This is a genomic window from Sphingomonas desiccabilis (assembly GCF_004135605.1).
Lineage (GTDB): Bacteria > Pseudomonadota > Alphaproteobacteria > Sphingomonadales > Sphingomonadaceae > Sphingomonas > Sphingomonas desiccabilis.
Map to the genome: position 1 here is coordinate 261,548 of NZ_SDPT01000002.1, position 24,629 is coordinate 286,176.

Genomic DNA, 24,629 nt, shown 5'->3' on the forward strand with positions numbered 1-24,629 from the left:
ATCATGCGTAGCCGCGAAAATACCTATGAAAACTCTTTCCGGACGAGGTCCCGATGATCCTGGACTTGCGGCATGATGTCCTTCCCGCGGCGATGGGCGTTCCGATCGTCATCGTCGGAGGAGGGCCTGCGGGCATCACCCTGGCGCTCCAGCTCGAGAAGCGCGGCGTTCCGTCGCTCCTGCTGGAGGCGGGATCGACCCGCATCGATGCAGCGGGCCAGGACTTCTACCGGGCCGCCTCGATCCGTCCGGAGGACCATGGGCCCGTCCACCGCTATCGCCATCGGGTCCTGGGCGGGACGTCTGCGGTCTGGGGCGGGCGGTGCATCCCCTTCGACCCGATCGACTTTGAGGAGCGCCCCTGGCTTTCCGATGCCCGCTGGCCGATCCGCTACGAGGAACTTGCCGGCTATTACCCCGAGGCCGTGGCAATGTGCCGAGCGGGATCGCCTCACTTCACGGCCGACCTGGCCGTCACCGACGCGGCCGGTGCGGGCATGTTCGATATGTGCGACCCGGACCTGGTGGCGGACCGGATCGAGCGCTTCAGCGAACCGACGCACTTCGGGCGGTTCTACCAGGAACGGCTCCGGCAGAGCAGGGCTGCGGTGGTCCTTTTGAACGCCCCCGTTCTGCGCGTCGTGGCGCATCCCTCCGGACGGGCGGTGAAGGGCGTCGTCATCGCCGCGCCCGACGGGCGGCGGATCGAGGTCGGGGCGCGTGCGGTCGTGGTCGCATCCGGAGCGCTGGAAACCGCCCGGCTGCTGCTTTCGTCCACGGACCAGAAATCCTGCGGCCTCGGCAATGAGCGGGACCTCGTCGGGCGCTTCTACCAGTCGCATCTGGAAGGCCATGTCGGTGAATTGAGGGTCCCGCCGGGGGCTTCGAGCCGGATGGACTATTTCCGCGACGGCGACGGCATCTACTGCCGCCGGTACCTCTGGCTCTCTCCCGAGGCGCAGCGGCGGGAGCGGCTTGCCGGCCTGGTGCTGCGGCCGACCCATCCCAAGGTCGCCGATCCGGCCCATGGCAATCCGGTGTTGTCCGCAATGTTCCTGGTGAAGGGCATGCTGCTGCCGGAATATGCGCGCGGCATGAACTCGACCGACTCGGCCGAGGCGCGGCGGGTGGGCAAGGGCGTGCCGCTGCACCTGCGCCACCTCGGAAACGTCCTGCGGGGCTCGCCCGGCCTTGCGAGGTTCGCCACGGACTGGACGCGCCGCCGGGTCCTGGCGCGGAGGAAGCTGCCCTCGGTGTTCCTGGCGGATCGCGACGGCCGCTACCCGATCGACGTCAACGCGGAGCAGGAGCCGGACCGCGACAGCCGCGTACTGCTGGGGGAGGCCCGGGATTCGCTCGGCCAGCAGCGGCTGGTGATCGACTGGCGCACCAGCGAGGCCGACCTGGCGCGGGTCGCGCGCGGCCTCGCAGTGGCGGACCGAGCACTGCGCCGGGCGGGTGCTGCGCGCATCCTGCTGCCGGATCCCGAAGAGGCGGTCGCACGGCTGACCCGCGTCGGCGGGCACCATGTGGGCACGGCGCGCATGGCCGAGTCGCCCGCCTCGGGGGTGGTCGACGGGCATGGAGAGGCGTTCGACGTGGCCGGCCTCCATGTGCTCGGTGCGGCGGCCTTCCCAACCTCCGGCTTCGCCAATCCCACGCTGACGATCGTGGCTCTGGCGGTGCGAATGGCCGACCGTCTCGCCGGACGAATGGCCAATTTCCGCATGGGCCGAGCCGTGAATCGCGCTGCCTAGGGATTTTGCACGACTGATTGAGGAGCGACCTTTTCTCTACGCTGGCCGCGCTTGGACACGGTGATGACGAGAGGCGGGGTCATGATGAACGGGTTCACCAGGCTGCGGAGTCCGCGTGATGTGCTGGGCCTGTTCGTCAGGCGATTGTGGCTGTTCCTGATCGTCTCCGGACTAACGGCATTGGCGATGGGGGCGTTCATCGCCACGCGCGTGCCGCGGTATGAGTCCACCGCGCAGATTGAGATCGACGTGCACCGGCAATCGCCCATGGCTCCCGCCGTCGCGCTGCCGGAAAAGAGCGACCAGGGGATCGTGGGCACCCAGATGAAGCGGATCGCTTCCCGCACGATCGCCGCGCGCGTGGTCGACCAGCTCGGATTGAGCCATGATCCGGAATGGTCGCCCGAGCCGGGCCGGCTCGCCCAATGGATTGCGCCAACGCCGCTGGTTCCCGAGGAAACGCGGCGCAGGCGCGCCATCGACACCCTCATGGCGGCCATGACGGTGGAGCGCGACGAGGTCGCGCCGGTGGTCTCGGTCCGCGTCGCGTCGGGAGACCCCAAGCGCGCCGCCGACATCGTGAATGCGGTTGCCGACGCCTATCTCGAGGAAGCCTCGGAAGCCGGGCGCGCTGCCGCGGCGGGCGAAGCGGGGGTTCTCCGGCGTCAACTCGATCGGCTCGCGTCGGAGGTGACCAGCGCCGATGCCGCGCTGGCCGATTACCGCGCCTCGCATGGGCTCACGGCGCTGTCGGCGACGACCGGGGGAGCGGTGGAGCAGCAGGCAGCGGCGCTGGCCGGCCAGCTCGCCGCCGTCCAGTCGGAATCGGCCGCGCAGCAGGCACGGGCCACGGTCGCATCCGGCATGATCGCTGCCGGACGGGGCGACGGCTTCGCCGAGGTCGTCCAGTCGCCGGCCATGACTCAGCTGCGCCAGCAGCAGGGAGCGACCGCCGCGCAACTGGCAGAGGCGCGTGTCCGCTATGGCCCGGATCACCCGCGGGTACGGCGCGTCGCCGCGCAGGCGGCCGACATCGATCAGGCGATCCGTGACGAGCAGGCGCGGATCGCAGGCAGCGTCCAGGGCTCCGCGCAAGCGTCCGCCCAGGCCGTCGGAGCGGTCGCCGCCCAGCTGGCAGCCGTCCGGGGCAAGCAAGCGGGCCAGACGATGGCGCAGGTGGGGGCGGATCGGCTTGCGCGGATCGCCGATGCCAAGCGTACCACCTATGTCCAGCTGGCGCAGTCGGCGGCACGGTCGAGCCAGGAGGGGGCGCTCACCTCGCTGCCGGGTACCGTCATCACGCGCGGGATCCCGGCGATGCAGCCGACCTATCCCAGAACCGAGCTGCTGGTGCTGCTGGCGCTTCTGGCATCCCCGGCCATGGGCGTGATCGCAGTGCTTGGCGTGGAGGCGTTCGACACGCGGGTACGGGGACCAAGGGAGCTGATCGCCCTGCCGGGCGCGGGTCACGTGTCCGCGGTTTCCAAGGTGAGCGGCAAGGTGCTCAAGCAGATCGACCGGCGGGCGAAGCCCTGGGACTATGTACTCGCCAAGCCGATGTCCTCCTTTGCGGAGTCGGTGCGGGCAGTCCGCAGGCGCCTCGCCTTCTGCCGCGCGGGGCGGGGGAGCCTGGTGGTCAGCATCACCTCGTCCGTGCCGCACGAGGGCAAGTCCACGCTGTCGGCAAGTCTCGCGCGCACCATGGCGCTGGCCGGCGACCGAGTGCTGCTGATCGATTGCGACCTGCGCCGCAACGGACTTGCGGACCTGCTTCCGGACGCCCTGGAGGCCGGACTGGCCGAAGTGCTGGAAGGCAGCGTGGAGCTGGACGAGGCGGTGGTGCGGGATGCGGCCCCGGGCCTCGATGTCCTGCCGCTAGCAGGCCCCCGGTTCACGCCGCAGGACGTGTTCGGGGACGGCCGCATGGCGCGGCTGATGGCGCGCCTGCGCGAGGACTATGAATATGTCATCCTGGATGCCCCTCCGGTGCTGATGATCGACGATGCGGTCACCCTCGCGCGCTTGTCGGACGCCGTGTTGCTCGCGATCCGGTGGGGCTCGACGCGCCTGGAGACGATCTCGGCCGCGATGGAGCGTCTTCGGGAAGCGGGGGATCAGCCGATCGAACTCGTCATGACCGCCGTGGAGCCGCGGGCCAGCTTCTCCTCCTACAGGGAACCCCATTACTATTTGTCGGCGGCGTCCGGCTACCACGTGAACTGACGCCATGTCGGACATGACGGCACGTCCGTCCGGACACCTGTGGTTCCTTGCCCTCAAGGGCGTGAACCTCGCGCTGCTGATCGCCTATTCCTTCGGCATGGTGTTCGTGCTGGTGCGTTCCGTGCCGCCGGGCTTCTACCCGTGGATGGTCATGCTTTCCTCGATCGGAGGCTATGTCCTCGCCGTCGACCTCGGCTTTTCCAACTATGTCTATTCGGTGGTCCGGCGGCGCTTCCTGACCGACGCGCTGACGGGGGCCGAGGAACTGGTTGCGGAGGCGACGAGCCTCTACCTGGCGATCGCCGCGCTTGCCTGTGCGATCGCCGCCCCGGTGGTGTTCACCCTGGCACCGGCGGGGCTGAGGCTGGCGATGTTCGGCTATTTCGCCTCCATCGTCCTGCCGCTTCCCTGGATGCTGATCCGGCGCACGGCGGCCGCCGTCGATCTCCATTTTCAGATCGAGGCGCTGGAGTGCATCCGGCGCGCCGTTTTCTGCGGCTTCGGGGCGGCGATGCTCTTCGGGCTACCCTTGATCGGATTCGTCGGTCTCTCGCTGGCGGGATGGGTGGTGGCGATGGCCGCGGCGTGGCTGCTGCTGCGGCGGCACGGCTTTCATGTGCGGCCGGGGCGCTTCGGGCGAATGCTCGCGTTCCTGGGGGAGAACCGGGACGGGGTGATGAAGTCGGGCAAGTTCACCGCGCTGGAGTTCGCGATCTACAACTTCCCCTATCTCGCCATTCCGTTCCTGTTCCACGGGCCTGCCAACCTCGTCGGGTTCGACCTGTTCAACAAGGTCGCGCGCTTCGGTGGCGCCGCCTATTCGGTTCCTGCCGAAGCGTTCACGCCGCAGCAGACCCGGGCCTATTATGCAGGCGATGTCGAAGGGGTGAAACGCTACCAGCGGATGACGTGGGCGGTGGGCGCGGTGCCGATGGTGATCGGCAGTGTCCTTCTGATCTCCCTGGGCGGACCGGTGTTCGACGCATTGCTGGCGGGCATCCACGCGATCCCGCTGGTGCTGCGCTGCGCGATGGCGGCCATGCTCGCCGCGCTGCTGTTGCAGAGTTCGGCGGGCGGCTTCCTGCTGTCGGTCGGCCATTATGACGAGGTGTCGCGGGTCGCGACGGTGACGGCGTGCCTGATGCTCGGCGTGGTGGTCGCGACCGCGCTGTTCGGGCTGAGCTTCGTCGACTTCATGGTGCTCTACGTGCTCGCCTATGGCGTGCACGCGGTGCTGTTCGAGGCGTCTTTCAGGAGGCTGTCGGGAAGGGCCCGGCACGGGATGGAGGCCCTGGCATGACGACACTCGTACAGGGGCAGGTGCTGCCCTTCTCTCCAACCCCCCGCGTCGCAGGCACTCCACCCTGGTGGAACGCGGCGCAACCGGCACGCCCGCAGCTTGCGCTCACGACCTTGACCGTCACCATGTGGCTTGGGGTGCTCACGCAGAAGATCGCGCTGCCCGGCAATATCGAGGCCGCGCTTCCGATCTTGATGGCGGCCGTCCTCGTGCTGATGGTCACCGGCCGGGCCCGGCTGAGTTTGCCCAGGCTGCTGGTGTTCGCGCTGTTGGCATTGACCATCGCGATCAGCCAGGCAGCGGCCGCCGATCATCGTCTGATCTCCGTCCCGGCCCTTGCGGTGGCGGGGGTGATCTACGGCACCTTCCTGTTCGTCGTGCCGCTACGGGATGCGGAGCGCATGATGCTGCTCGCGCGCTTCCAGGCGCTCGCGACTTTCATCGCTGCGATGGTGGCGGTTCAATGGACGTGCCAGTTCGCCGGGCTGCCGATGCCCACGCTGGAAATGCTGCTTCCGCGCACGATGCTGTTCGAGGCCTACAACTCCGTGCAGCCGCTGGCGTGGAAAGCGGCCTACATGAAGCCGAACGGGATCTTCATGCTGGAGGCGTCGCACACCTCGCAGATCCTCGCGATGGCGGTCGTGATCGAGATCTGCACGTTCCGCCGCTGGTGGCGGGTCGCGGCACTGCTGATCGCGCAATTGTCGACCTTCGGCGGGACCGGGTTCATCCTGCTGCTGGTCTCGGCGCTGCTGCTGCCCTTCTATCTGCGCGGTCGCAGCCTCGCCATGTTGGGGGCGATCACGCTGGTCGTGGCGGTGGGGACGAGTTTCACGCCCGTGTGGACCAACTTCGCCAAACGCAGCGCCGAGATCGGGGGCGAGGATACGTCGAGCGGCAGGGGCCGGTTCGTCGAGCCGTACCTCTTCATGGTCGAGCGCCTGTCCTCGGACAAGCGCACGCTGCTCGCCGGCTTGGGGCCCGGAAACGGCAAGTTCGACCGCGACCGTACCGGACAGCTGGTGATGAACCCGCTGGTCAAGGCGACGGTCGAATACGGCCTGATCGCCGGCATGCTCTGGATGGTGTTCATCCACGGCTGCGTGCTGCGTACCCGCATGCCGTTCGTCGCCGCCTTTGTCGTCATCATCCAATACGACTTCCTAAACGGCTCGCTGCTGGTGCCGCTCCACCTGCTCTACTGCTGGGTGCTCGCCGGCGCCCATGCCAGAGGGGCCGAGGATGCGACGCCGATGCCGGCGGCTCTGCGCCATCCGTTGCAAGAGAGAGGCAAGCCATGATCTCCCTCATCGTGCCCACCCGCAATCGCGCCTATACGCTGCGGAAGGTCCTGCCGTCCTACTTCACCCAGGAACGGGTGAACGAGATCATCCTGGTCGATGACGCCGGCGAGGACGACACCGCCCGCGTGGCCGAGGGGATCGCCCGGCATTTCGCCGGGGTGCAGCTTCGTATCGTTCGGCACGAGCGCCGGCTGGGCGCGGCGCGCGCCCGCCAGAACGGTGCGGCGGCGGCGTCCAACCCGTTCGTGCTGTTTTGCGACGACGACGAGTATCTTGAGCCGGGCTATGCGGCCGAGTGCCTTGCGCTGCTCACCGCCCGCAACGCCGGAGCCGTGTCGGGGCGGCGGGTCTATATGCGATCGGGAGAGACGCGCGAGCAGGCACTCGCCCGCTTCGGAAACGGCATGCGTCGTGCGCCACCCTTCAACTACGCGCTATGCGAGACGGTGAACGGTGCCGTCTTCACCGGCGTGGTGAGCCTGCCGATCACCAATTCCAACATCCTGACCCGCAGGGAGCACGTCCTGAACTTCGGCTTCGATCCGCATTACCGGGCCGGCAACGGATATCGGGAGGAGAGCGATTTCCAGATGCGGCTGTTCCTGGCCGGGCTACCCGTGCTGGCGAGCAACGACGCGCACAGCGTGCACTTGCCGATGGGCGAGGTGCGAACCGGTGGCCAGCGGGTTCGGAGGGTGCGCAAGTTCCTCTGGTCGGTGCGGTACAACGGCTATTTCCTTGATCGGCATTATCGCGCCTATGCCGCGCGGGTGGGGCTCCGGCAGCCCCTGTGGGTCGCGCGGCTGCGGGCCACCGCCTATCTCGCCTGGCGCAATTTCCTGCGGCCGCCGCTCTACGCCGTTGCCATGTCGGCGCGGTACGGGCTGGGTGGATGAGCGGCCGGCGGGACGACCGCCCGCTGCGGATCCTCCTCTCGATCCACCACCGCCTCGATCGCGATACCGGCGCCGCCGGCGTGGTGATGCGCATCGGCGAAGAATATCGCCGGCTGGGGCACGCCGTCCGGATCGTCTCCCATGACGACCTGCCCATGGGAATCACGGGACCTGCGGCGGGCATCCTCTTCCCGTGGATCCTCGCACGGGCGGTGAAGCGCTGGCATCCGGATGTGGTGGACGCAAGCAGCGGCGACGGGTGGCTTGCCTTCGCCCGGCGGGGAAGCGGGGGTCCCTTGTGCGTCACCCATAGCCACGGACTCGAGCAGCTTTCCTCCGCCAGCGAGATCGCAGAGGCGGCGCGGGAGGGCAGGCGGCCTGGACTTTCGAAACGGCTGTGGCGGCACGGGCTTCGGCTGCGCCTGGTTGCGCGGTCCTTCGTGTCCGCCGATCTCGCCCTGGTGCTCAACGATGCGGAAGCCGCCTATCTGGAGCAGCGGGTCGGAGTACGCTCCGCGGCGATCCGTCGCATCCAGCTCGGCACCGACCTGGCGGGCATGGCGGTGGAGACACCGCAAGGCTCATCCGGTGACGTGGTGCAGATCGGCGCCTATAGCTGGCGCAAGGGCGTTCATGTGACGGCGCATGCCATGGCATCGGTGATGGCGGAGCGGCCGGACGTCACCATGACGTTCGTCGGAACGGGAAAATCGCGGGAAGACGTCCTCACCGACTATCCCGCGCACCTCCACCCGCGCATCCGGGTGGTCCCCCGCTATGCCAATGCGGAGCTTCCCGGCCTGCTTGCGTCCGGATCGGTTTGCCTGATGCCGTCGCTGTTCGAAGGATATGGCATCGCCAAGATCGAGGCGATGGCGGCTGGGCTCGCCGTGGTCACGAGCGATGACCCGGGCTCCCGAGCGGACATCGTGGACGGTGTGAACGGACTTGTCGTTCCGCGTGGGGATCCACCGGCACTGGCAGCGGCGGTTCGCCTGCTGTTGGACCACCCCGGAAAAGCACGCGCTCTTGCGACTGCGGGGCGTGCGACCGCGAAGGCCAGATCCTGGAGCGCAGTCGCGCGGGAGCGGCTGGCGCTCTATCGCACCGCCTGCCGCTAGCTGCGGACGGCTGCCTTCTGCGCGTCGGTGGCCGGAAGCAGGGAGAGCTGCGACAGGAGAAGCGGGAGATCGCCGGTGATCAGCGTATCGTGCGGAAGCGCGAAGGCGTCCTGTAGCAAAGTGCCCAGCAACGGCGGTCGGCTTCCGGCAGCCGAAGCCCTGGGCAAGCGGGTGGCGTCCGCCATCTCGGTGTTGTGCATCATTCTCTCCTGACCGGACGCTAGCTCGGATTGGGGTGGGCGCAACGACTTATGGGCCGCGCCTTCTCCGGCCGGCGCTCGTGCGCCTCGCTTGGGCCCATCGGGTTCCGCAGGCTCGCCGCCGCCCGGGTTGGGGCGTGCCTGCAGTGTCCCGGGGTGGCACCAACATTCCGCAGGTACGTTCAGTGGCTTCCCGTTGCGTCCTGTTCCACTACACGCCGGAAAGGGCGCCTAGTTGATGACGAGGGTGGAGCGGCGCCGCCCGCGCCGTTGGAGAAGAAGGTGGGCGATCAAGGGCTGATGACTGGCACGCACGAAGAATCACAAAGCCGTCTGCAAGCGCTGGAGGCCGAAGTTGCACAACTGCGGGCGCGGGTCGGTCGGGCGCGTACGATCCTCGACAGCAGCACCGGACTCGCGATCGTCGCGTCGGATCGGCAAGGTCGGATCACCGAATGGAACCGGGGTGCCGAGGCGATCCTCGGCTGGTCGGCCGCCGAGATGCTCGGAACCCCGGTCGAACGCCTGTTCACGCCGGAGGATCGGGCCTCCGGAGAGATCGAACGCGAGATGCGGGTTGCGCAGGAGCGCGGCTGCGCGCGCGACGCGCGCTGGTACCTGCGTGCCGATGGGGAGCGGGTTCGGGCATCGGGAGAGGTCGTGCCGCTGTTCGCGGACGAACAGGAGCACGTCGGCTATCTGAGGACCCTGCGCCCTTGTGCCGCGGACCACGAGGTGGCGGAGGCTGCCCGGGTGGCAGGGCGCGAGAAAGCGGATACCGCCGCAGCACTGGAAGCCAGCGAACTCCAGTTCCGCACCTTCGCCCAGGCCGTGCCCAACCAGATCTGGGCGGCGCGGCCGGACGGTGCGATCTACTGGTTCAACGATCAGGTCTATGCCTATTCCGGCCGGTCGCCGGACGAACTCCTCGGCGCGGACGGCTGGCAGCGCTTTGTCCACCCGGAGGACGTTCCCTCCACGGTCGACGCGTGGCGCCAGGCGCGCGAGCGCGGTGACGTGTACGAGCACGAATATCGCCTGCGGAGTGGCGAGGGGAAGTATCGCTGGTTCCTGACGCGCGGCGAGCCGGTCCGGGACGAGGGCGGCAACGTCACCGGTTGGGTCGGCACCAACACCGACATCGAGGATCAGAAGCAGAGCGAGGCCACCAGCGTCGCCGATCGCGACCGGCTGTGGTCGATGTCGCAGGAACTGATGCTGGTCTGCACCTTTGCAGGGGTGATCACGGCGGTGAACCCCTCGGCAAAGCGTCTGCTGGAGTGGGACGAGGCCGAGATGGTCGGTGCCCGCCTGGAAGACTTCCTGCACCCCGACGATCTCGCCGTGACCGCGGCGGAGGTCGAGAAGCTGGGCGGCGGTGTCACCACCCTGGCATTCGAGAACCGCTATCGCACCAAGTCGGGCGACTATCGCCTGCTTGCCTGGACCGCGGTCCCGGAGGCGGAGCGCATCCATGCGGTCGCACGCGACATCACGGACGAGCGCCGACTGACGCTGGAGCGCGAGCGCATCTGGAAGCTGTCGCCCGTGCTGAAGGTCGTGACCAATTCCGACGGCTGGATCACCGACGTCAATCCGTCGTGGACGACGCTGCTCGGGTGGAGCCGGGAGGAGACCGTGGGCCAACGCAGCACGGAGTTCGTGCTGGAGGAGGAGGCCAACTGGCAGACGCGGGTGGAGACGCTGGCATCCGGCAGATCGCTGCAGGGCTACCGGACGACGCTGCGGACGAAGGACGGCCAGAGGCGACTGGTGGAGTGGACGACCGTTCCCGAGAACGGCATGTTCTATGGCTTCGGCCGCGATATCACCGCAGAGGCAGCCGCCGCCGTCGCGCTGGAAGAAGCCGAGGCGGCGCTGCGCCAATCGCAGAAGATGGAGGCGGTCGGGCAACTGACCGGCGGCATCGCGCACGACTTCAACAATCTGCTGACCGGCATCACCGGCAGCCTTGAGATCCTGGAGGTTCGGATCGCACAGGGGCGGTTCGGTGACGTGGAGCGCTATGTGGCCGCGGCCCGCGGCGCCGCGAAGCGTGCCGCTTCCCTGACCCATCGGCTGCTCGCCTTCTCCCGGCGCCAGACCCTCGATCCCAAGCCCACGGACGTGAACCGGCTGATCGACGGCATGGAGGAGTTGGTCCGCCGCACCGTTGGTCCCGAGATCGACGTGGAGGTCGTCGGCGCGTCCGGCCTGTGGCCGACGCTGGTCGACCCCAATCAGCTTGAGAACGCCTTGCTGAACCTCTGCATCAACGCACGCGACGCGATGCCGGACGGCGGGCGCCTGACCATCGAGACGTGCAATCGCTGGATCGATCGCCGTGCGGCCCGGGAGCGGGACCTGGAGCCGGGACAATATGTCTCGCTGTGCGTCTCCGACACGGGCATCGGCATGCCCCGGGAGGTGATCGAAAAGGCGTTCGATCCCTTCTTCACGACGAAGCCGATGGGGGCGGGCACGGGCCTTGGCCTGTCGATGGTCTATGGCTTTGCACGGCAGTCCGGCGGCCTCGCCCGCATCTATTCCGAAGTCGGGGAAGGCACGCTGCTCTGCCTTTACCTGCCGCGGCACCATGGCGAGGCGGAACCGGAGCCGGAACTCGGCACGCTGGCCGATGCGGAACAGGCGGGTCAGGGCGAGACGGTGCTGGTGGTGGACGACGAGCCCACCGTCCGGATGCTGGTGATCGAGGTGCTCGACGAACTCGGCTATTCGGCGCTGGAGGCAGGGGACGGGGCGGCCGGACTCAAGATCCTCCAGTCGGATGCGCGGATCGACCTGCTGGTGACCGACATCGGACTGCCGGGCGGCATGAACGGGCGCCAGATGGTGGATGCCGCCCGTCGGAGCCGGCCTGATCTGGAGGTGCTCTTCATCACGGGCTATGCGGAAAACGCGCTGATCGGGAACGGCCAGCTGGAACCGGGCATGCACGTCATGACCAAGCCCTTCGCCATGGAGGCGCTTGCCTCCCGCATCCGCGAACTCATCGGCCGGGGAATGGAGCGGCGCTCCCAGACCTAGGCGAAGCAGGCGGCGGCTAGCGGGGCCAGTAGCGGAGCTGGCCGAGTTCGTGCGCCGCCGCCACGATGAAGCGCGCGTCCACCCAGCCGCGCGTGTCGACCGGCTTGCGCACCAGCTTCTGCTCGAGCGAGAAGGTCGCGGCCGCGGCCACGCGATTGCGATAGGCGAGCACCGGCAGCGGATTGGCCTTGTCGCGGATCTGCTCACCGGCATTGTCCTGCCGCACCAGCGCGAGCGGGGTGTTGGAGGCCCGTGCGACAAAGGCCAGGTAGCGCTCTCGATTGGCAGGCTGGGCCGCCCAATGGACGGCACGCAGATAGGCCTTCGCCACGCGCTTGGTGGTTTCCGGGTAGCGGCGGGCGAAATCGTCGGCTACCACAAAGGCGCCGATGTTGGTCGCCTCCGTCTTGCGCCCCTTGGAGCTGAAGACGAGCTGCGCCTTCCGCTGCTCCACCAGGCTGAGGAGGTTCACCGGACCGATCGTCGCGTCGATCCGCCGGGCCGCCAGTGCCGCGAGCGCATCGGGCGTCTTCATCGCGACGATCCGGACGTCCCCGCTCGCCACGCCGTTCTCCGCCAGCAGGCGGGTAAGCGCCAGGTGCGGGACATGGCCGACGTCAACGCCGATGGTGCGTCCCTTCAGATCGCGCACGCTGCGGATCGGCAGGTCCGGGCGCGCGATCACATAGCTGTTGGAATAGCCATAGGAGGCGAGGATCCGCGTTCTCAGCCCACGTCCACGGCCGATGATGTTCGGCAGGATGCCGTAGTTCGCGAAGTCGGTGAGCCCGTTCGCGATCGCTTCGTTCTGCGCGGGGCCGGCACCGTCCAGGACCAGCCACTGGATGCGTACGCCGTCGCGGGCGAATTCCTTTTCCAGCAGCCCCTGCGCTTGTAGGATGCCCATGTAGCTGGTGGCGATGCGCTGTCCCGGCGCTCCGATCGCGGACACGCGGATCACCTTGGGCGGCGTTTCCGCAAGGGCGGGTTGCGTGGCGCCCGCCACGACGAGCAACAGCAGGGTGCGCAACAATCGGATCATGCGGGTTGTCATCCGTTCAGCCGCCGACGCCGCCCAGCAGGCGGAGGTGGCGCGTGGTGTCCTGGTCGGTGCCGGCGGCGCGGCCGCGCTTCCATCCGAGCGCGCGGGCGTAGCTGCCAAGCGTGCCGCTCTCTTCGAGCGCGATCGGATCTACCGCCTCGTCGGTGCCGACCCTGGGCGAGACGTAGAGCGCGTCGACCGGGCAGTAGATCTCGCACAGAAAGCAGGTCTGGCAGTCGCTCTTGCGCGCGATCACGGGAACGTCGTCCGCCACCGCATCGAACACGTCGCGCGGACATATACGCACGCAGATATCGCATTCGATGCAGCGGCCGGCGTGGACGAGTTCGATCATGATGCGACTGCCTCCAACGACGCCGCGCGGAAGCCGGCGGCGATCCGATCGACGCCGGAGACATGGATGCGATCGTCCAGCGCTGTATCCTCGTCCGGCAGGTCGAGGCGCCGGTGCATGCCGCGGCTCTCGGTGCGCAGGGCCGCTGCCTCCCAGACGAACCGCGCGGTCGCGGCCATGGAGGCAGCCTCGCGCGCACGCACGAGGCCGCGGCCTTCGCCGGCGAGACCGGCGCGGATATCCGCCCATGCGGCGTCCAATGCGGCGCGACTCTCCGCGATTCTGGCGCCGGTGCGGAAGAAGTTGACGTCCAGCGGCAGGGTTTCGCCCTGTACGAAGCGCGTCACCTCGCCTGCTTCCAGGAACGGGCGCGTCGTCGGCCGAAGTCCGGCGCCGCCGAGCGCGCGGACCGGGCGCGGGACGACGCTGCGCTGCGCCATGCCGAAGCGCGCAGCCGCGCGACCGCTCCAGCTGCCGCTCGCCATGGCCCAGGACGCGTTCGGGCTGCCGCCGCCGGTCACCGCGCCGGCGAGATTCTCGCGCGTGGCGGCATCGCCCGCGGCGTAGAGGCCGGGAACATCGGTCGCGCAGTCGTCCGAGACGAGTTCCAGCCCGCCGACCCCGCGCACCAGCCCTTCCGAGCGCAGCGTGACTTCGAAGCGCTGCCGATACGGATCGATGCCCGCGCGGTCGAACGGGAGCATGGTGTTCGGCTGCCCCTGGCGCAGCCAGGCATGACCCTGGGGCGTGCCCTTGTCCATGATGCCGAAGACGCGCCGACCCTCGATGAGCGCGCGCGCGATCCTGCTCGCGCGATCCGCTCCTTCGGGCAGGGGCGATCCATCCTCCAGCGCGAAGTTCGCGAACATGAAGGACAAGCCCTTGGTGATGGAGGCGTCGAACAGCGCAACGCCGTATTGGCTGGAGAATTCGACTCCGGACAGGCGAGCGCCTGCCTCCGCGCCCATGAGATAGCCGTCGCCGGTATTTCCGTCGGTCCCCAGCGCGCGCGACAGAAAGGTGCAGCCCCCCGTCGCCATGACCACGGCACCTGCCTCCACCTGCCAGCGGCTGCTGTCGCGCGGCCGGATGCCCGCCGCGCCGGCGACGCACCCGTCATGCCAGAGCAGTTCGAGCGCGGGGCTGTGATCGAGCACGCGTACCCGCGCCTTGTCCAGGCGCCTGCGCATGAAGCGCATGTAATCGGGGCCGCGCAGGTTTGCGCGATAGGGGCGGCCGTCCTCGTCGATCGGAAAGGGATAGCCGCGCGCCGCGAGGTCATCGAGGCTCTGCCAGGCCTGATCGATGACGCGCAGGATCCAGCGCTTGTCCGCCAGGCCGTGGCTTTTCGCCAGCCGGCGCTCCGCCTCGGCCTCGCGCGCCGGACCGGGCGGCAGATACCAGGCTCCGGTGTTGGAAGGCGCGGTGGCGCCGGAAGTGCCGCAATAGCCCTTGTCGGCGAGGATCACGCTGGCACCCGCCTCGGCGGCGGTCAGCGCCGCCCACGCTCCGGCGGGGCCGCCGCCGAGCACCAGCACATCGGCATCGAAGTGATGCTCGGCCGGGTGCGGGGCATGGAGCTCGGGCGGCGGACGCATCGACTCAGGCCGCCTCGAGAACGCCGCGCGCGTCCCCTTCGCGCCACTTGATGTTGCAGCCGACGGACGGGATCTGGCGCGTCGGAGCCGGTTCTCCCGCCAGCAGCGCATCGATCGCGGAGCGCAGGTCCGCACCGGTGACCGGCGCGTCGGAGCCGGGGCGGGCCGTGTCGAACTGCCCATGATAGTAGAGGTGCAGCGACCCGTCGTAGAGGTAGAGATCCGGCGTGCAGGCGGCGTCATAGGCGCGTGCGACATCCTGGCTCTCGTCGCGCAGATAGGGGAAGACGAAGCCGTTCTCGCGCGCGTGCGCGGCAACTTGCTCCGCGTTCTCCTCCGCCTTCACCTCCTGCGCATTGCTGTTGATGCCGACCACGCGGACGCCGCGGTGGCGATAGTCGCGCGCGAGGGCGTTCAGCGCATCCTGGATCAGCAGAACATAGGGGCAGCGGTTCGAGAGAAAGGCGACCAGCACCGCCGAGGCTCCGGCCGCGACATCCTCCAGCTCCACGATCTGGCCAGTAAGCGGTTCGGGCAGCGCAAGGGCGGGTGCAGGCGCGCCCGGCTCGAGCGGGTTCGAGGGAGTGGCTGGCATGGGCAAGCTCCTGAAACGAATGGCTTGGTGCCGGCCGCACCCTCCGCACTGCTGGCACGCGAAATTGCGGGAAGCGCGACCGACGCAAAACCATACCAATCAAGTGGGAATATAGAAGAGGCTATCGCGCTCAGGGGCGACTAGAAGAAGTTTCGCCGCGCCTAGCCGAGCTTCGCACGGCGCCGCTGACCTCGGCGCCCGCGGCTCCGGGCAGGCGGAGAAAGGCGAGTCCGGAACCGGCTGCGAGCAGCCCGATGGCGAAAAAGGCCGGCAGGAAGTCGGCAAGCCCTGGCTCCGCCGCGCCCCGCCACAGGCTGGCGAGGTTCAGGAGGACCGCCGCGACGGCGATGCCGAGCACGCTGGAGACTTGTTGGCTGACGCCCGACAGGGTCGTCGCGGCGCTCCGCCACGCCGGCTCGATGTCGGCAAAGGCCAGGGTGTTGAGGCAGGTGAGTTGCATCGAGCGCGTGAGCCCCGCGGCGAACAGGAGCGGTGTCAGCAACGCCGGCGGGGTGCCGGGTGTCAGCCACCCGCACGCGAGGATCGTCGCTCCGCCCAGCACGCCGTTGGTCACCAGAACCGTGCGGAAGCCGAAGCGCCGCAGTACCGGGGAAGTGAGCGGCTTCATTGCCAAGTTGCCGAGGAAATAGGCGAGCACCAGAAGGCCGGCGCCTGCCGCATCCATGCCGAAGCCGACCTGGAACAGCAGCGGCAGAAGGAACGGCGTTGCGTTGATCGCGATGCGGTAGAGAAAGCCCGCACCCAGCGACGAAGCGCTGAAGGTCTGTGTCGCCAGTGCCGAGAGGCTCACCAGCGGCGCGGGCGCACGGCGGAGGTGCCACACGGCAATGATGCCCGTCGCCACCCCCAGGATCGTCAGCAGCAGCGGCACCATCGGCCGCGCCTCGACGCGGGCAAGACCCTCCAGCCCCACCAGCAGCAGCACCAGGGCGCCGGCGGACAGCAGGAAGCCGGGGCGATCGAAGGGACGTCGTGCCTCGGGCGGAAGGGCCGGAACGAAACGGAGCACCGCCGCGAGACCGGCCAGTCCCAACGGCAGGTTCAGCAGGAAATTCCATCGCCAAGAGGCATAGGTGGTGATGAAGCCGCCGAGCACCGGTCCGATCACCGGCGCAAGCAGGGCCGGCCAGGTGATCAGGGCGGTCGCCTGCAGCAGCTCCGACTTCTGCGCATTGCGCAGCACCACCATCCGCCCGACCGGGGTCATGAGCGCGCCGCCTAGGCCCTGTACCACGCGCGCCGCGACGAACTGGGGCAGGGTGCCCGCCAGTCCGCAGCCGAGCGAGGCGAGGGTGAACAGCAGGATGGCCGCGAGAAACACGCGTCGCGCGCCGAACCGATCGGCGACCCACCCGCTGGCCGGCAGCACGGCCGCGACCGTGACCAGATAGGCGGTGACGCCGACCGAAAGGTCCAGCGGGCGTACGCCGAAGCTGCCGGCGATCTGCGGCAGCGACGTGTTGATGATCGAACCGTCGAGGTTCTGCATGAAGAAGGCGATGGCGACGATCAGCGCGACCCGGCGCGCCTGGCTCGGACTGGAAAGGCTCACAGGTGGCGCAACTCCCCGAGCACCCGCTCCTTGAGCGTGGCCAATTCCGGGTCTCCGCGTCGGCGCGGCCGCGGAAGGTCCACCCGGACGATCTCGCGGACGCGTCCCGGACGCGGATCAAGCACCACCACCCGGTCCGCGAGCAGCAGCGCCTCCTCGACGTCGTGCGTGACCATCAGCGTGGTCGTCCCCTCGGCCTCCCAGATGCGGAGAAGTTCGTCCTGAAGGTAGCTGCGGGTCAAGGAGTCGAGCGCCCCCAGCGGTTCGTCCAGAAGCAGGATGGCGGGATTCGCGACCAGCCCGCGGGCGATCGCCGCACGCTGGGCCATGCCGCCCGACAGCTGGGCCGGATAGGCGCGGGCAAAGTCGGTGAGGCCGACAAGCGCGAGATGCTCGGCCACCCGGCGCCACTTCTCGGCGCGGCCGAGCGGAACGGCGTCGAGTGCCAGATACACGTTCTGCTCGACGCTCGCCCAGGGCAGCAGGCGGTGTTCCTGGAATACGAGGCTGCGATCGAGGCCGGGGCCGGTCACGGGCCTGCCCCCCACGCGCACCTCACCGGCGGTCGGGCGCTCGAGCCCCGCGATCATGCGCAGGATCGTCGACTTGCCGCAGCCCGATGCCCCGATCAGGCAGACGAACTCGCCGCGGCGCAGCTGCAGGTCGATGCGGGCCAGCGCCTGCACCGGGCGGCGATCGACCGTGAACTCCTTTTCCACGCCGTCGAGGACCAGCACCTCCGACTCCGGGTCGGCGCTCGGTACCAGCCGCGGACGAAAGCCGCGTTGTTCTGCTGCATGGGTCATGCTGCGTCTCCCTCAGATACGCCCGCGGAAGCTCACGCCGATCAGGCGGCGCTCTCCCAGCGTGTGGACAAAGGCGGCGTTGCCCGACGCCGAGCCGACGTCGGTCACATATTTCTCGTCGAACAGGTTGCGGGCCCACAGGCCGAGGTCCCAGCGTCCGTCGGCGGCGCGGATGCCGATGCTGCCGTTGGTCAGCGCATAGCCCTTCTGGATGCCATAGAGCGAGAGGCTGGAATTGAGGTTCGCGTCCGAACGCAAGCCGGTCGTCCAGTTGGCATAGAGCTCCACGGCGCGGCCGACCGGCACGAAGCCGTCGAAGCCGATGTTGCCGGTCCATTTGGACGCGCCTGCGAGCGGCCGGCCCGAAAAATCGCAGATCGCTTGGACGTTGCTGACCTCCAGCGCGCACGGCGCGTTCGTGAACGAGCGGTAGATCGCGTCGTTGTAGGCGCCCGCGAAGCTGATCGTCGCCCGTGGCGAGAGGCGAAGCGCCCCCTCCAGTTCCGCACCCTGCATCCGCACCCGGCCGACGTTGCCGAGGTAGCTGATCACCGAATTGTCGGCCCCGATCGTCGACAGCACCGCCTGATAATCGCTCACGTTGGTCCGATAGAGGTTGAGGTTGAGCGTCAGCGCGCGGTCAAGGACCTGGCTCTTGATGCCCAGTTCATAGTCGAGGACCCGCTCCGGGGCGACGTTCTGGGGTGCGCCGGTGTCCTCGTTGACCTGCACCGCGCCGGATTTTTCGCCTCGAGCGGCAGAGGCGTAGAGCAGGACGTCCTCCGAAAGGCGATAACTGGGGCTGACCAGCCACGACACGGCGTTGTCGGAGATCTCGCGGCCGTTCGTCGCGTAGAGTGCGCGTACGCGGCCGGCGCGGATCGCCTGCGCGGTCGTGAGGATCGCCCCGCCGTAGCGGCTGTCCAGGGCGAGCGGCGCATCGCTGCTCTTCACGATGTCGTTGTTCTTCCACTCCTGCGTGTCACGGATGCCGAGGGTGAGCGTCGCACGCGGCGTGACGTGCCAGTTGAGCTGGCCGAAGGCCGCGACGCTGGTCGCCCGCGGCTGCTCCGCCACCAGCACCCCGACGCCGTCCAGCGCATCGCCCAAGGCTGCGCGGCCCTCGGCAGTGGCGTTCAGCGCCCCATATTGCGAGCCGGAGGCGTAGAAGGCACCGGCATCCGATCCGAAGCGCTGGCGGCTGGTCGTCTCGATGCCCGAATGGAGGAAGAACAGACCGACCTGATAATCGATCGGCACGTCGGCGCCTGACGGAGAGGCGAAGCGGATTTCCTGCGTCACCTGCTGCGTCTTCAGCAGGGTGCCGTTGTAGTCGACGATGTTGAACGGCGTGTAGTCGGTGTCGTTCTTCGCGTCGAAGTCGAGCCGGCGATAGGCGCTGATCGAGGTCAGCGTGTGGTCGCCAAGCGTCCAGTTCAGTTCGGCCGAGAGGCCATATTGGCGGGTCTCCAACGGCTGTTGGCTGTCCAGCGCAAGCCGGTCGAACGAGCCGTAGATCGGCTCGAACGCGGCGAACCAGTCGCGCGCAAGCCGCGACCCATAGGTTGGCGAGCGCGGGGTGCCGTCCGCGAAGGTTGCGGGGTCGACGCGTGGCGGGCGCGTGTTGATCCGTTCGCTCGCGTCGAAATACTCAGCGATGATGCGCGCGGAAAAGCCGTCGCCGGGCTTGGCGAGCAGTTGCAGGCGCGCGCCGCCGCGGTTCACGCCCAGGAAGCTCTCCCCGGGAACCTGCGGATTGTCGAGAAAGCCGTCGCGCTTGTCGTAATAGGCACTCGCGCGAAAGGCGAGCCAATTGTTGATCGGCCCGGTCACCGACGCCTTGGTGAGGATGGAGTCGCGACTGCCGACGCTGATTTCGGCGGTGGCGCCGGGCTCGAAGCTCGGCCCGCGCGTGGTGATGTTGAGCACGCCCAGCGTCGTGTTCTTGCCGAGCAGCGTGCCCTGGGGTCCGCGCAGCAGCTCGATGCGGTCGACATCGACATAGTTGACCCAGGACATGCCCACATGCCCTGCGAACACATTGTCGACGATCAGGCCGACGCTTGCCTCCATGCCGTCGTTGGCGGTGTTCTTGCCGAGGCCGCGGATCGCGATGCTGCTCTGGCGCGCGTTCGGCGCGTTTACCAGCAGGTTGGGGACCTTCAGCGCATAGTCCTTGATCGTGTCGAGTCGCAGCCGGTCGATCTCCTCGCCGGACACGACGGTGATCGGGATCGGCACGTTCTGCACCCGCTCGCCGCGGTTGCGGGCGGTGACGACGACGTCGCTCCCGACCTGCTCGTCAGCCGCGGGAGAGTCTGGATCCGGCACCCCTGCGGCGGCGGCAGGCGTCGGCTTCTCCTCGGCAAGGGCGGGCATCGCCGAGGCGGCTGCGACCATCAGCGACAATCGAAGGGACAGAAAAAACGGGCGGCTGGCCATGGAAACCCCTGCATGGTGCCGGCGATCGTCCGCCGCATCTTCCCCTGGGAAGCGCGGGTTGCGGAGACCTCCGACGGATGCGTGCCAGCAGCGTGAAGGAAGAAGCGGTCATGCGCGTGCCCCCGCCCGGCGCAGCACACGGGCTGCGAGGCGATCGAGCGCGAGATGGAGCAGCAGGCCGAGCCCGCCAATCACCAGGATGCCGAACAGGACGACATCCATGCGGAAGTTGTTGCGGCCCTCGATCAGCACGGCGCCCAGACCGTTGCCGAAGCCGACCAGCGCCTCCACCCCGATGGTGGCGAGCCACGCGAAGGTGAAGGCGAGTTGGAGCCCGGTCACCAGCGCGGGAAGCGCGGCGGGCAGGATGATCGACAGCAGGGTACGGCGGCGGGACAGGCACAGGCTTTGCCCCACCTCGCGCAGCGCCACCGGTGCCGCGCGGACGCCCTCTTGCGCCGCCATCACCATCGGCTTGAACGCGGCCAGTGCGACAAAGGCGAGCTTGGTCGTCTCCCCCACGCCGAACCAGGCGGTGAACAACGGGACCCAGGCGAACATCGCGATCTGCCGAAATCCGTGGAAGCTCTGCCCGAACAGCCGGTCGGCGAGCGGCGAGAGGCCGAGGAGCAGGCCGAAGGCCGTGCCAAGCACGACGCCCAGGCACGCACCCTCCACATATCGAAGGACGCTCGCCACCAGTCCCTGTTCGACCAGCGCGCGCACCTGCGGATCGAACGGGGCGGCCGCCACGCGGGCGGGCGACGCGAGAAAGGCGGAGTCGATCCAGGCACGGTCCGTCGCCAGCCCCCAGAGGCCGACCAGCAGCAGCGGGAGGACCCAGCCGCGCAGGGCCGCGGGTAGGCGCCCGGTCATCGCGCGCCGCCCAGCCGGCGGGAGAGCCGTGCTTCGGTCAGGCGAAGGCCGCGGTCGAGCAAGAGCCCGATCACGCCGACGCACAGGATTCCGGCGAGCACCACGTCCAACTGGAAGATCACCCGGCCCCAGTTCATGAGGTAGCCCAGCCCTTCGGTAGAGGCGAGCAACTCGGCACCGACCAACGCCACCCAGGCATTGCCCAGCCCCTGGCGGAGCCCGGTGAACAGCGGCAGGGCGAGTGCCGGCAGGAACAGGCGGCGAAGCAGCGTGACCCGGCGCAATTGCAGGACGGCGCCCACCTCCCGCCACGCTGACGGCATTCCGCGGACGGCGGCGAACGTGGACAGGGTGATGGGCAGGGTTGCCGCCTTGGCGATCGCCAGGAGCTTGAGCGGCTCGCCGATGCCGACCAGGAGGATCAGCAGCGGCAGCCATGCCATCAGCGGGACGGCGGCAAGCGCCCGCACGCTCGGCATGACAAGGTCCTCGGCCGTGCGCGAAATGCCGGTGAGCGCGCCGATCGAAAGGCCCAGCGCGGCACCGATGGCATAGCCCTGCACGAGCCGGACGAGGCTGATGCCGATCGCGGCCGGCAACTCGCCGCTGGACCAAAGATCGGAAAAGGTGTGGAGCACCACCATCGGCGGCGGCAGGATCGTGTCGGGGAGCGCTCCGGTGGCCGTGAGCAACTGCCAGGCGGCCAGCAACAGGAACGGTCCCGCAAGGGAAGCCAGCCATGCCAGCACGGGTGCCGCGATCTCGAGCTTCGGGCTCGCACCGGCTGCCACAGTCGCCATGGATACCGGCCTCCTTATTCCCACTGAATAGATGGGTATTGAAGAAGAAGCGGATGGGCAACCTGCCTCGGCGCAAAGAATCTTGTGGTTCGCCTAGCTCAGCTTTCGTGGTTGGGCCGCGCAGAACGCACCGCCCCACCCAGCGGCGGTCAGCGCGCGTGCAGCGCTGCCAATGCGATTCCGGCGAGATTCTGGCTTCGCTTGACGTACCGGATGCGCGTGCGGCCTTCGGGCCTCGCCAGTTGCTGGAAGCGCTGGAAATGGCCCAGGCAGGAAGGCGGGCATCGCACCAGGCCGTTCGCCTGCGCGATCACCGCCGCCGCATCCCCCAGCAGAACGGCGTCCGTCACGCCCAGCGCACGGGCCTGTTGCATCGCCTCGATCAGCGCAAGCCACTCGGCATCCATGCTGGTGCCGGGGCCGAGCCCGCGCTGGACATAGCTGCGTCCCCCCGCGACGACGGCCAGCTCCATGCCGATCGGCGACGGGCGGCTGCCGCCGTCGAAGAACAGCTTCATGCGCTGCGCCACTCGCCCGGCGGAAGATCGCCGAGCATCCAATCCCCGATCTGCCATCGAACCAGCCGCAACGTCGGGTGGCCGACCGCCGCCGTCATCCGGCGTACCTGCCGGTTGCGGCCCTCGCGGATGGTGAGCCTCAGCCAGCAATCGGGGATGCTTGCGCGAAAGCGGATCGGCGGGTCCCGCGGCCAGAGCGCCGGATCCTCGATCCGCTCCACCGCCGCGGGCAGCGCCGGGCCATCGTTCAGCAGGACGCCGGATCGCAGCCGATCGAGCGTTCGCTCCTCGGGCGTCCCCTCTAGCTGGACGAGATAGGTCTTCGGCAGCTTGAAGCGCGGATCGGCGATGCGCGCCTGCAGCCGCCCGTCGTCGGTCAAGAGCAACAACCCCTCGCTGTCCCGGTCGAGCCGCCCGGCCGGGTAGATGCCGGGGATCTTCACGAAATCCGAAAGCGTCGCACGGGTCGTCGGGCTGCCGCGATCGGTGAACTGGCTCAGCACGCCATAGGGCTTGTTGAAGAGGACCAGCGTCATTGCGCGCCGAGGCTTCGCGCCACGGCTTCGGCGACCTTGATGCCGTCCACGGCCGCGGAGAGGATGCCGCCGGCATAGCCCGCGCCCTCGCCGGCCGGGAACAGGCCGGCGGTGTTGAGGCTCTGGAAATCGTCGCCGCGCGTGAAGCGCACGGGCGAGGAGGTGCGCGTCTCGACGCCGGTCATCACCACGTCGGGATGGTCGTAGCCTTGGATCTGGCGCCCGAACACCGGCAGCGCCTCACGCATCGCGTCGATCACGAAGTCGGGGAGGCATTCCGCGAGGTCGGTCGGATGCACGCCGGGGCGGTACGACGGAACGACGGACCCAAGCGAGGTGGAGGGGCGGCCCGCCAGAAAGTCTCCCAGCCGCTGGGCGGGGGCCTTGTAGTTGGAGCCGCCGGCGACAAAGGCGCGCTCTTCCCAGTGGCGCTGGAGCGCGATGCCCGCGAGCGGGTCGCCCGGATAGTCGCGGGCAGGATCGATCGCCACGACGAAGCCGGAGTTGGCGTTGCGCTCGTTGCGCGAATATTGGCTCATGCCGTTGGTCGCGACGCGGCCTTCCTCCGAGGTGGCGGCGACCACCGTGCCGCCGGGGCACATGCAGAAGCTGTAGACCGTCCGCCCGTTCGAGCAGTGGTGCGAGATATGATATTCGGCCGCACCCAGGATGCGGTTGCCGGCGTCCTGGCCGAAACGGGCACGGTCGATCCAGGATTGCGGATGCTCGATGCGCACGCCGATCGAGAAAGGCTTGGCCTCCGCATGGACGCCGGCCTGGTGCAGCATCGCAAAGGTGTCGCGGGCACTGTGCCCGATGGCGAGGACGACCCGCTCGGCCGGCAGGTACTCGCCGCCGTTCAGGTGCAGTCCGCGCAGGCGCCGTTCGCCGGCGCCGTCGGTCGCGATGTCCAGTCCGTCGACCCGGGCGGAGAAGCGGTACTCGCCACCCAGCGCCTCGATCGTCTCGCGCATGCTCTCCACCATCGTCACGAGGCGAAAGGTGCCGATGTGCGGATGCGCCTCCGTCAGGATCTCTGGGGGGGCGCCCGCCTTCACGAACTCGGTCAGCACCTTGCGGTTGAGGTGGCGGGGATCCTTGATGCGGCTGTAGAGCTTGCCGTCCGAGAAGGTGCCGGCGCCGCCCTCGCCATATTGCACGTTGGATTCCGGGTTCAGCACGCTGCGGCGCCACAGCCCCCAGGTGTCCTTGGTGCGTTCGCGCACCACCTTGCCGCGCTCCAGCACGATCGGGCGGAAGCCCATCTGCGCGAGGATCAGGGCGGCGAAGAGTCCGCACGGCCCGGCGCCAATGACGACGGGACGCGGGGCGTTGTCGGGCGCCGTCCCGACCGGGCGATAGCGCGTGTCCGGGGTCGGCTGCACATGCGGGTCGCGCCGGAACCGGGCGAGGACGGCGGATTCGTTCTTCAGCGAAACGTCGACCGAATAGACGAGCTGGATGTCGGTCCGGTCGCGCGCGTCATGGCCGCGCCGCGCGACCGAAAAGCGGACGAGTTCGCGCGGGGTTATGCGCAGCCGCTTGGTGATCGCTGCCGACAGCGCCTCGTCGGCATGGTGGAGCGGCAGTTTCAACTCGGTGATGCGGATCATGGCGGCGCCTTACATCGAGATCC

The 24,629-nt window shown here is 68.6% G+C and carries 20 protein-coding genes; 7 read left to right on the forward strand and 13 right to left on the reverse strand.

What is annotated here, in order from left to right:
• Window positions 1-53 precede the first annotated feature (53 nt).
• The 6 genes from EO081_RS09455 to EO081_RS09475 all read left to right on the forward strand — a co-directional run bounded on the left by EO081_RS09455 (window position 54) and on the right by EO081_RS09475 (window position 8,604).
• Entirely contained in the window at window positions 54-1,757 is a 1,704-nt protein-coding gene (locus tag EO081_RS09455; RefSeq protein ID WP_129341711.1) for a GMC oxidoreductase, read from the forward strand.
• Window positions 1,758-1,820: 63 nt separating this feature from the next.
• Entirely contained in the window at window positions 1,821-3,980 is a 2,160-nt protein-coding gene (locus EO081_RS09460; protein WP_129341712.1) for a GumC family protein, read from the forward strand.
• Window positions 3,981-3,984: 4 nt separating this feature from the next.
• Complete coding sequence (locus EO081_RS09465; RefSeq protein ID WP_129341713.1) at window positions 3,985-5,280, forward strand: hypothetical protein; 1,296 nt, start codon at window positions 3,985-3,987, stop codon at window positions 5,278-5,280.
• Window positions 5,277-6,584, forward strand: coding sequence for a hypothetical protein (locus tag EO081_RS16845; protein ID WP_165284593.1), 1,308 nt, complete (start codon window positions 5,277-5,279; stop codon window positions 6,582-6,584). The genes EO081_RS09465 and EO081_RS16845 overlap by 4 nt, the downstream gene beginning before the upstream one ends.
• The gene (locus EO081_RS16850) at window positions 6,581-7,483 is read left to right on the forward strand and encodes a glycosyltransferase family 2 protein (protein WP_165284595.1); all 903 of its coding nucleotides are present in this window, start codon (window positions 6,581-6,583) and stop codon (window positions 7,481-7,483) included. Before EO081_RS16845 ends, EO081_RS16850 begins: the two co-directional genes overlap by 4 nt.
• Window positions 7,480-8,604: a glycosyltransferase family 4 protein gene (locus EO081_RS09475; RefSeq protein WP_129341714.1), complete on the forward strand. Its 1,125-nt coding sequence runs from the start codon at window positions 7,480-7,482 to the stop codon at window positions 8,602-8,604. The genes EO081_RS16850 and EO081_RS09475 overlap by 4 nt, the downstream gene beginning before the upstream one ends.
• On the opposite strand, the gene EO081_RS09480 is transcribed toward EO081_RS09475, so the two are convergent.
• The gene (locus EO081_RS09480) at window positions 8,601-8,804 is read right to left on the reverse strand and encodes a hypothetical protein (protein WP_129341715.1); all 204 of its coding nucleotides are present in this window, start codon (window positions 8,802-8,804) and stop codon (window positions 8,601-8,603) included. The genes EO081_RS09475 and EO081_RS09480 overlap by 4 nt on opposite strands.
• Before the next feature lie 300 nt (window positions 8,805-9,104).
• On the opposite strand from EO081_RS09480, the gene EO081_RS09485 reads away from it, so the two are divergent.
• On the forward strand, window positions 9,105-11,852 hold the full coding sequence (locus tag EO081_RS09485) for a PAS domain S-box protein (RefSeq protein WP_183947941.1): 2,748 nt from the start codon (window positions 9,105-9,107) through the stop codon (window positions 11,850-11,852).
• Between the two features lie 16 nt (window positions 11,853-11,868).
• Here EO081_RS09485 and EO081_RS09490 read toward each other — a convergent pair whose 3' ends face one another.
• From EO081_RS09490 to EO081_RS09545, 12 genes are all read right to left on the reverse strand, one after another.
• The gene (locus EO081_RS09490; protein WP_165284596.1) at window positions 11,869-12,894 is read right to left on the reverse strand and encodes an ABC transporter substrate-binding protein; all 1,026 of its coding nucleotides are present in this window, start codon (window positions 12,892-12,894) and stop codon (window positions 11,869-11,871) included.
• A gap of 16 nt (window positions 12,895-12,910) precedes the next feature.
• Window positions 12,911-13,249 (reverse strand): 4Fe-4S dicluster domain-containing protein, encoded by a 339-nt coding sequence (locus EO081_RS09495; protein WP_129341718.1) that lies wholly within the window; start codon window positions 13,247-13,249, stop codon window positions 12,911-12,913.
• A complete protein-coding gene (locus EO081_RS09500; RefSeq protein WP_129341719.1) occupies window positions 13,246-14,847 on the reverse strand; it encodes an FAD-dependent oxidoreductase in 1,602 nt (533 codons plus the stop codon). The genes EO081_RS09495 and EO081_RS09500 overlap by 4 nt, the downstream gene beginning before the upstream one ends.
• 4 nt (window positions 14,848-14,851) lie before the next feature.
• Complete coding sequence (locus tag EO081_RS09505) at window positions 14,852-15,442, reverse strand: thioredoxin family protein (protein ID WP_129341720.1); 591 nt, start codon at window positions 15,440-15,442, stop codon at window positions 14,852-14,854.
• A 130-nt stretch (window positions 15,443-15,572) separates the two neighbouring features.
• The gene (locus EO081_RS09510; RefSeq protein WP_206364368.1) at window positions 15,573-17,015 is read right to left on the reverse strand and encodes an MFS transporter; all 1,443 of its coding nucleotides are present in this window, start codon (window positions 17,013-17,015) and stop codon (window positions 15,573-15,575) included.
• Complete coding sequence (locus tag EO081_RS09515) at window positions 17,012-17,821, reverse strand: ABC transporter ATP-binding protein (protein ID WP_129341721.1); 810 nt, start codon at window positions 17,819-17,821, stop codon at window positions 17,012-17,014. Before EO081_RS09515 ends, EO081_RS09510 begins: the two co-directional genes overlap by 4 nt.
• Window positions 17,822-17,833: 12 nt before the next feature.
• On the reverse strand, window positions 17,834-20,263 hold the full coding sequence (locus tag EO081_RS09520; RefSeq protein ID WP_129341722.1) for a TonB-dependent receptor: 2,430 nt from the start codon (window positions 20,261-20,263) through the stop codon (window positions 17,834-17,836).
• A 108-nt stretch (window positions 20,264-20,371) separates the two neighbouring features.
• On the reverse strand, window positions 20,372-21,139 hold the full coding sequence (locus EO081_RS09525; protein WP_129341723.1) for an ABC transporter permease: 768 nt from the start codon (window positions 21,137-21,139) through the stop codon (window positions 20,372-20,374).
• On the reverse strand, window positions 21,136-21,939 hold the full coding sequence (locus EO081_RS09530) for an ABC transporter permease (RefSeq protein ID WP_129341724.1): 804 nt from the start codon (window positions 21,937-21,939) through the stop codon (window positions 21,136-21,138). Before EO081_RS09530 ends, EO081_RS09525 begins: the two co-directional genes overlap by 4 nt.
• Before the next feature lie 149 nt (window positions 21,940-22,088).
• A complete protein-coding gene (locus EO081_RS09535; protein WP_183947939.1) occupies window positions 22,089-22,457 on the reverse strand; it encodes a reverse transcriptase-like protein in 369 nt (122 codons plus the stop codon).
• Window positions 22,454-22,993 carry a pseudouridine synthase gene (locus tag EO081_RS09540; protein ID WP_129341726.1) on the reverse strand — a complete coding sequence of 180 codons (540 nt, stop codon included), beginning with the start codon at window positions 22,991-22,993 and terminating at the stop codon, window positions 22,454-22,456. Before EO081_RS09540 ends, EO081_RS09535 begins: the two co-directional genes overlap by 4 nt.
• On the reverse strand, window positions 22,990-24,606 hold the full coding sequence (locus tag EO081_RS09545) for an NAD(P)/FAD-dependent oxidoreductase (protein WP_129341727.1): 1,617 nt from the start codon (window positions 24,604-24,606) through the stop codon (window positions 22,990-22,992). Before EO081_RS09545 ends, EO081_RS09540 begins: the two co-directional genes overlap by 4 nt.
• Between the last annotated feature and the right edge of the window lie 23 nt (window positions 24,607-24,629).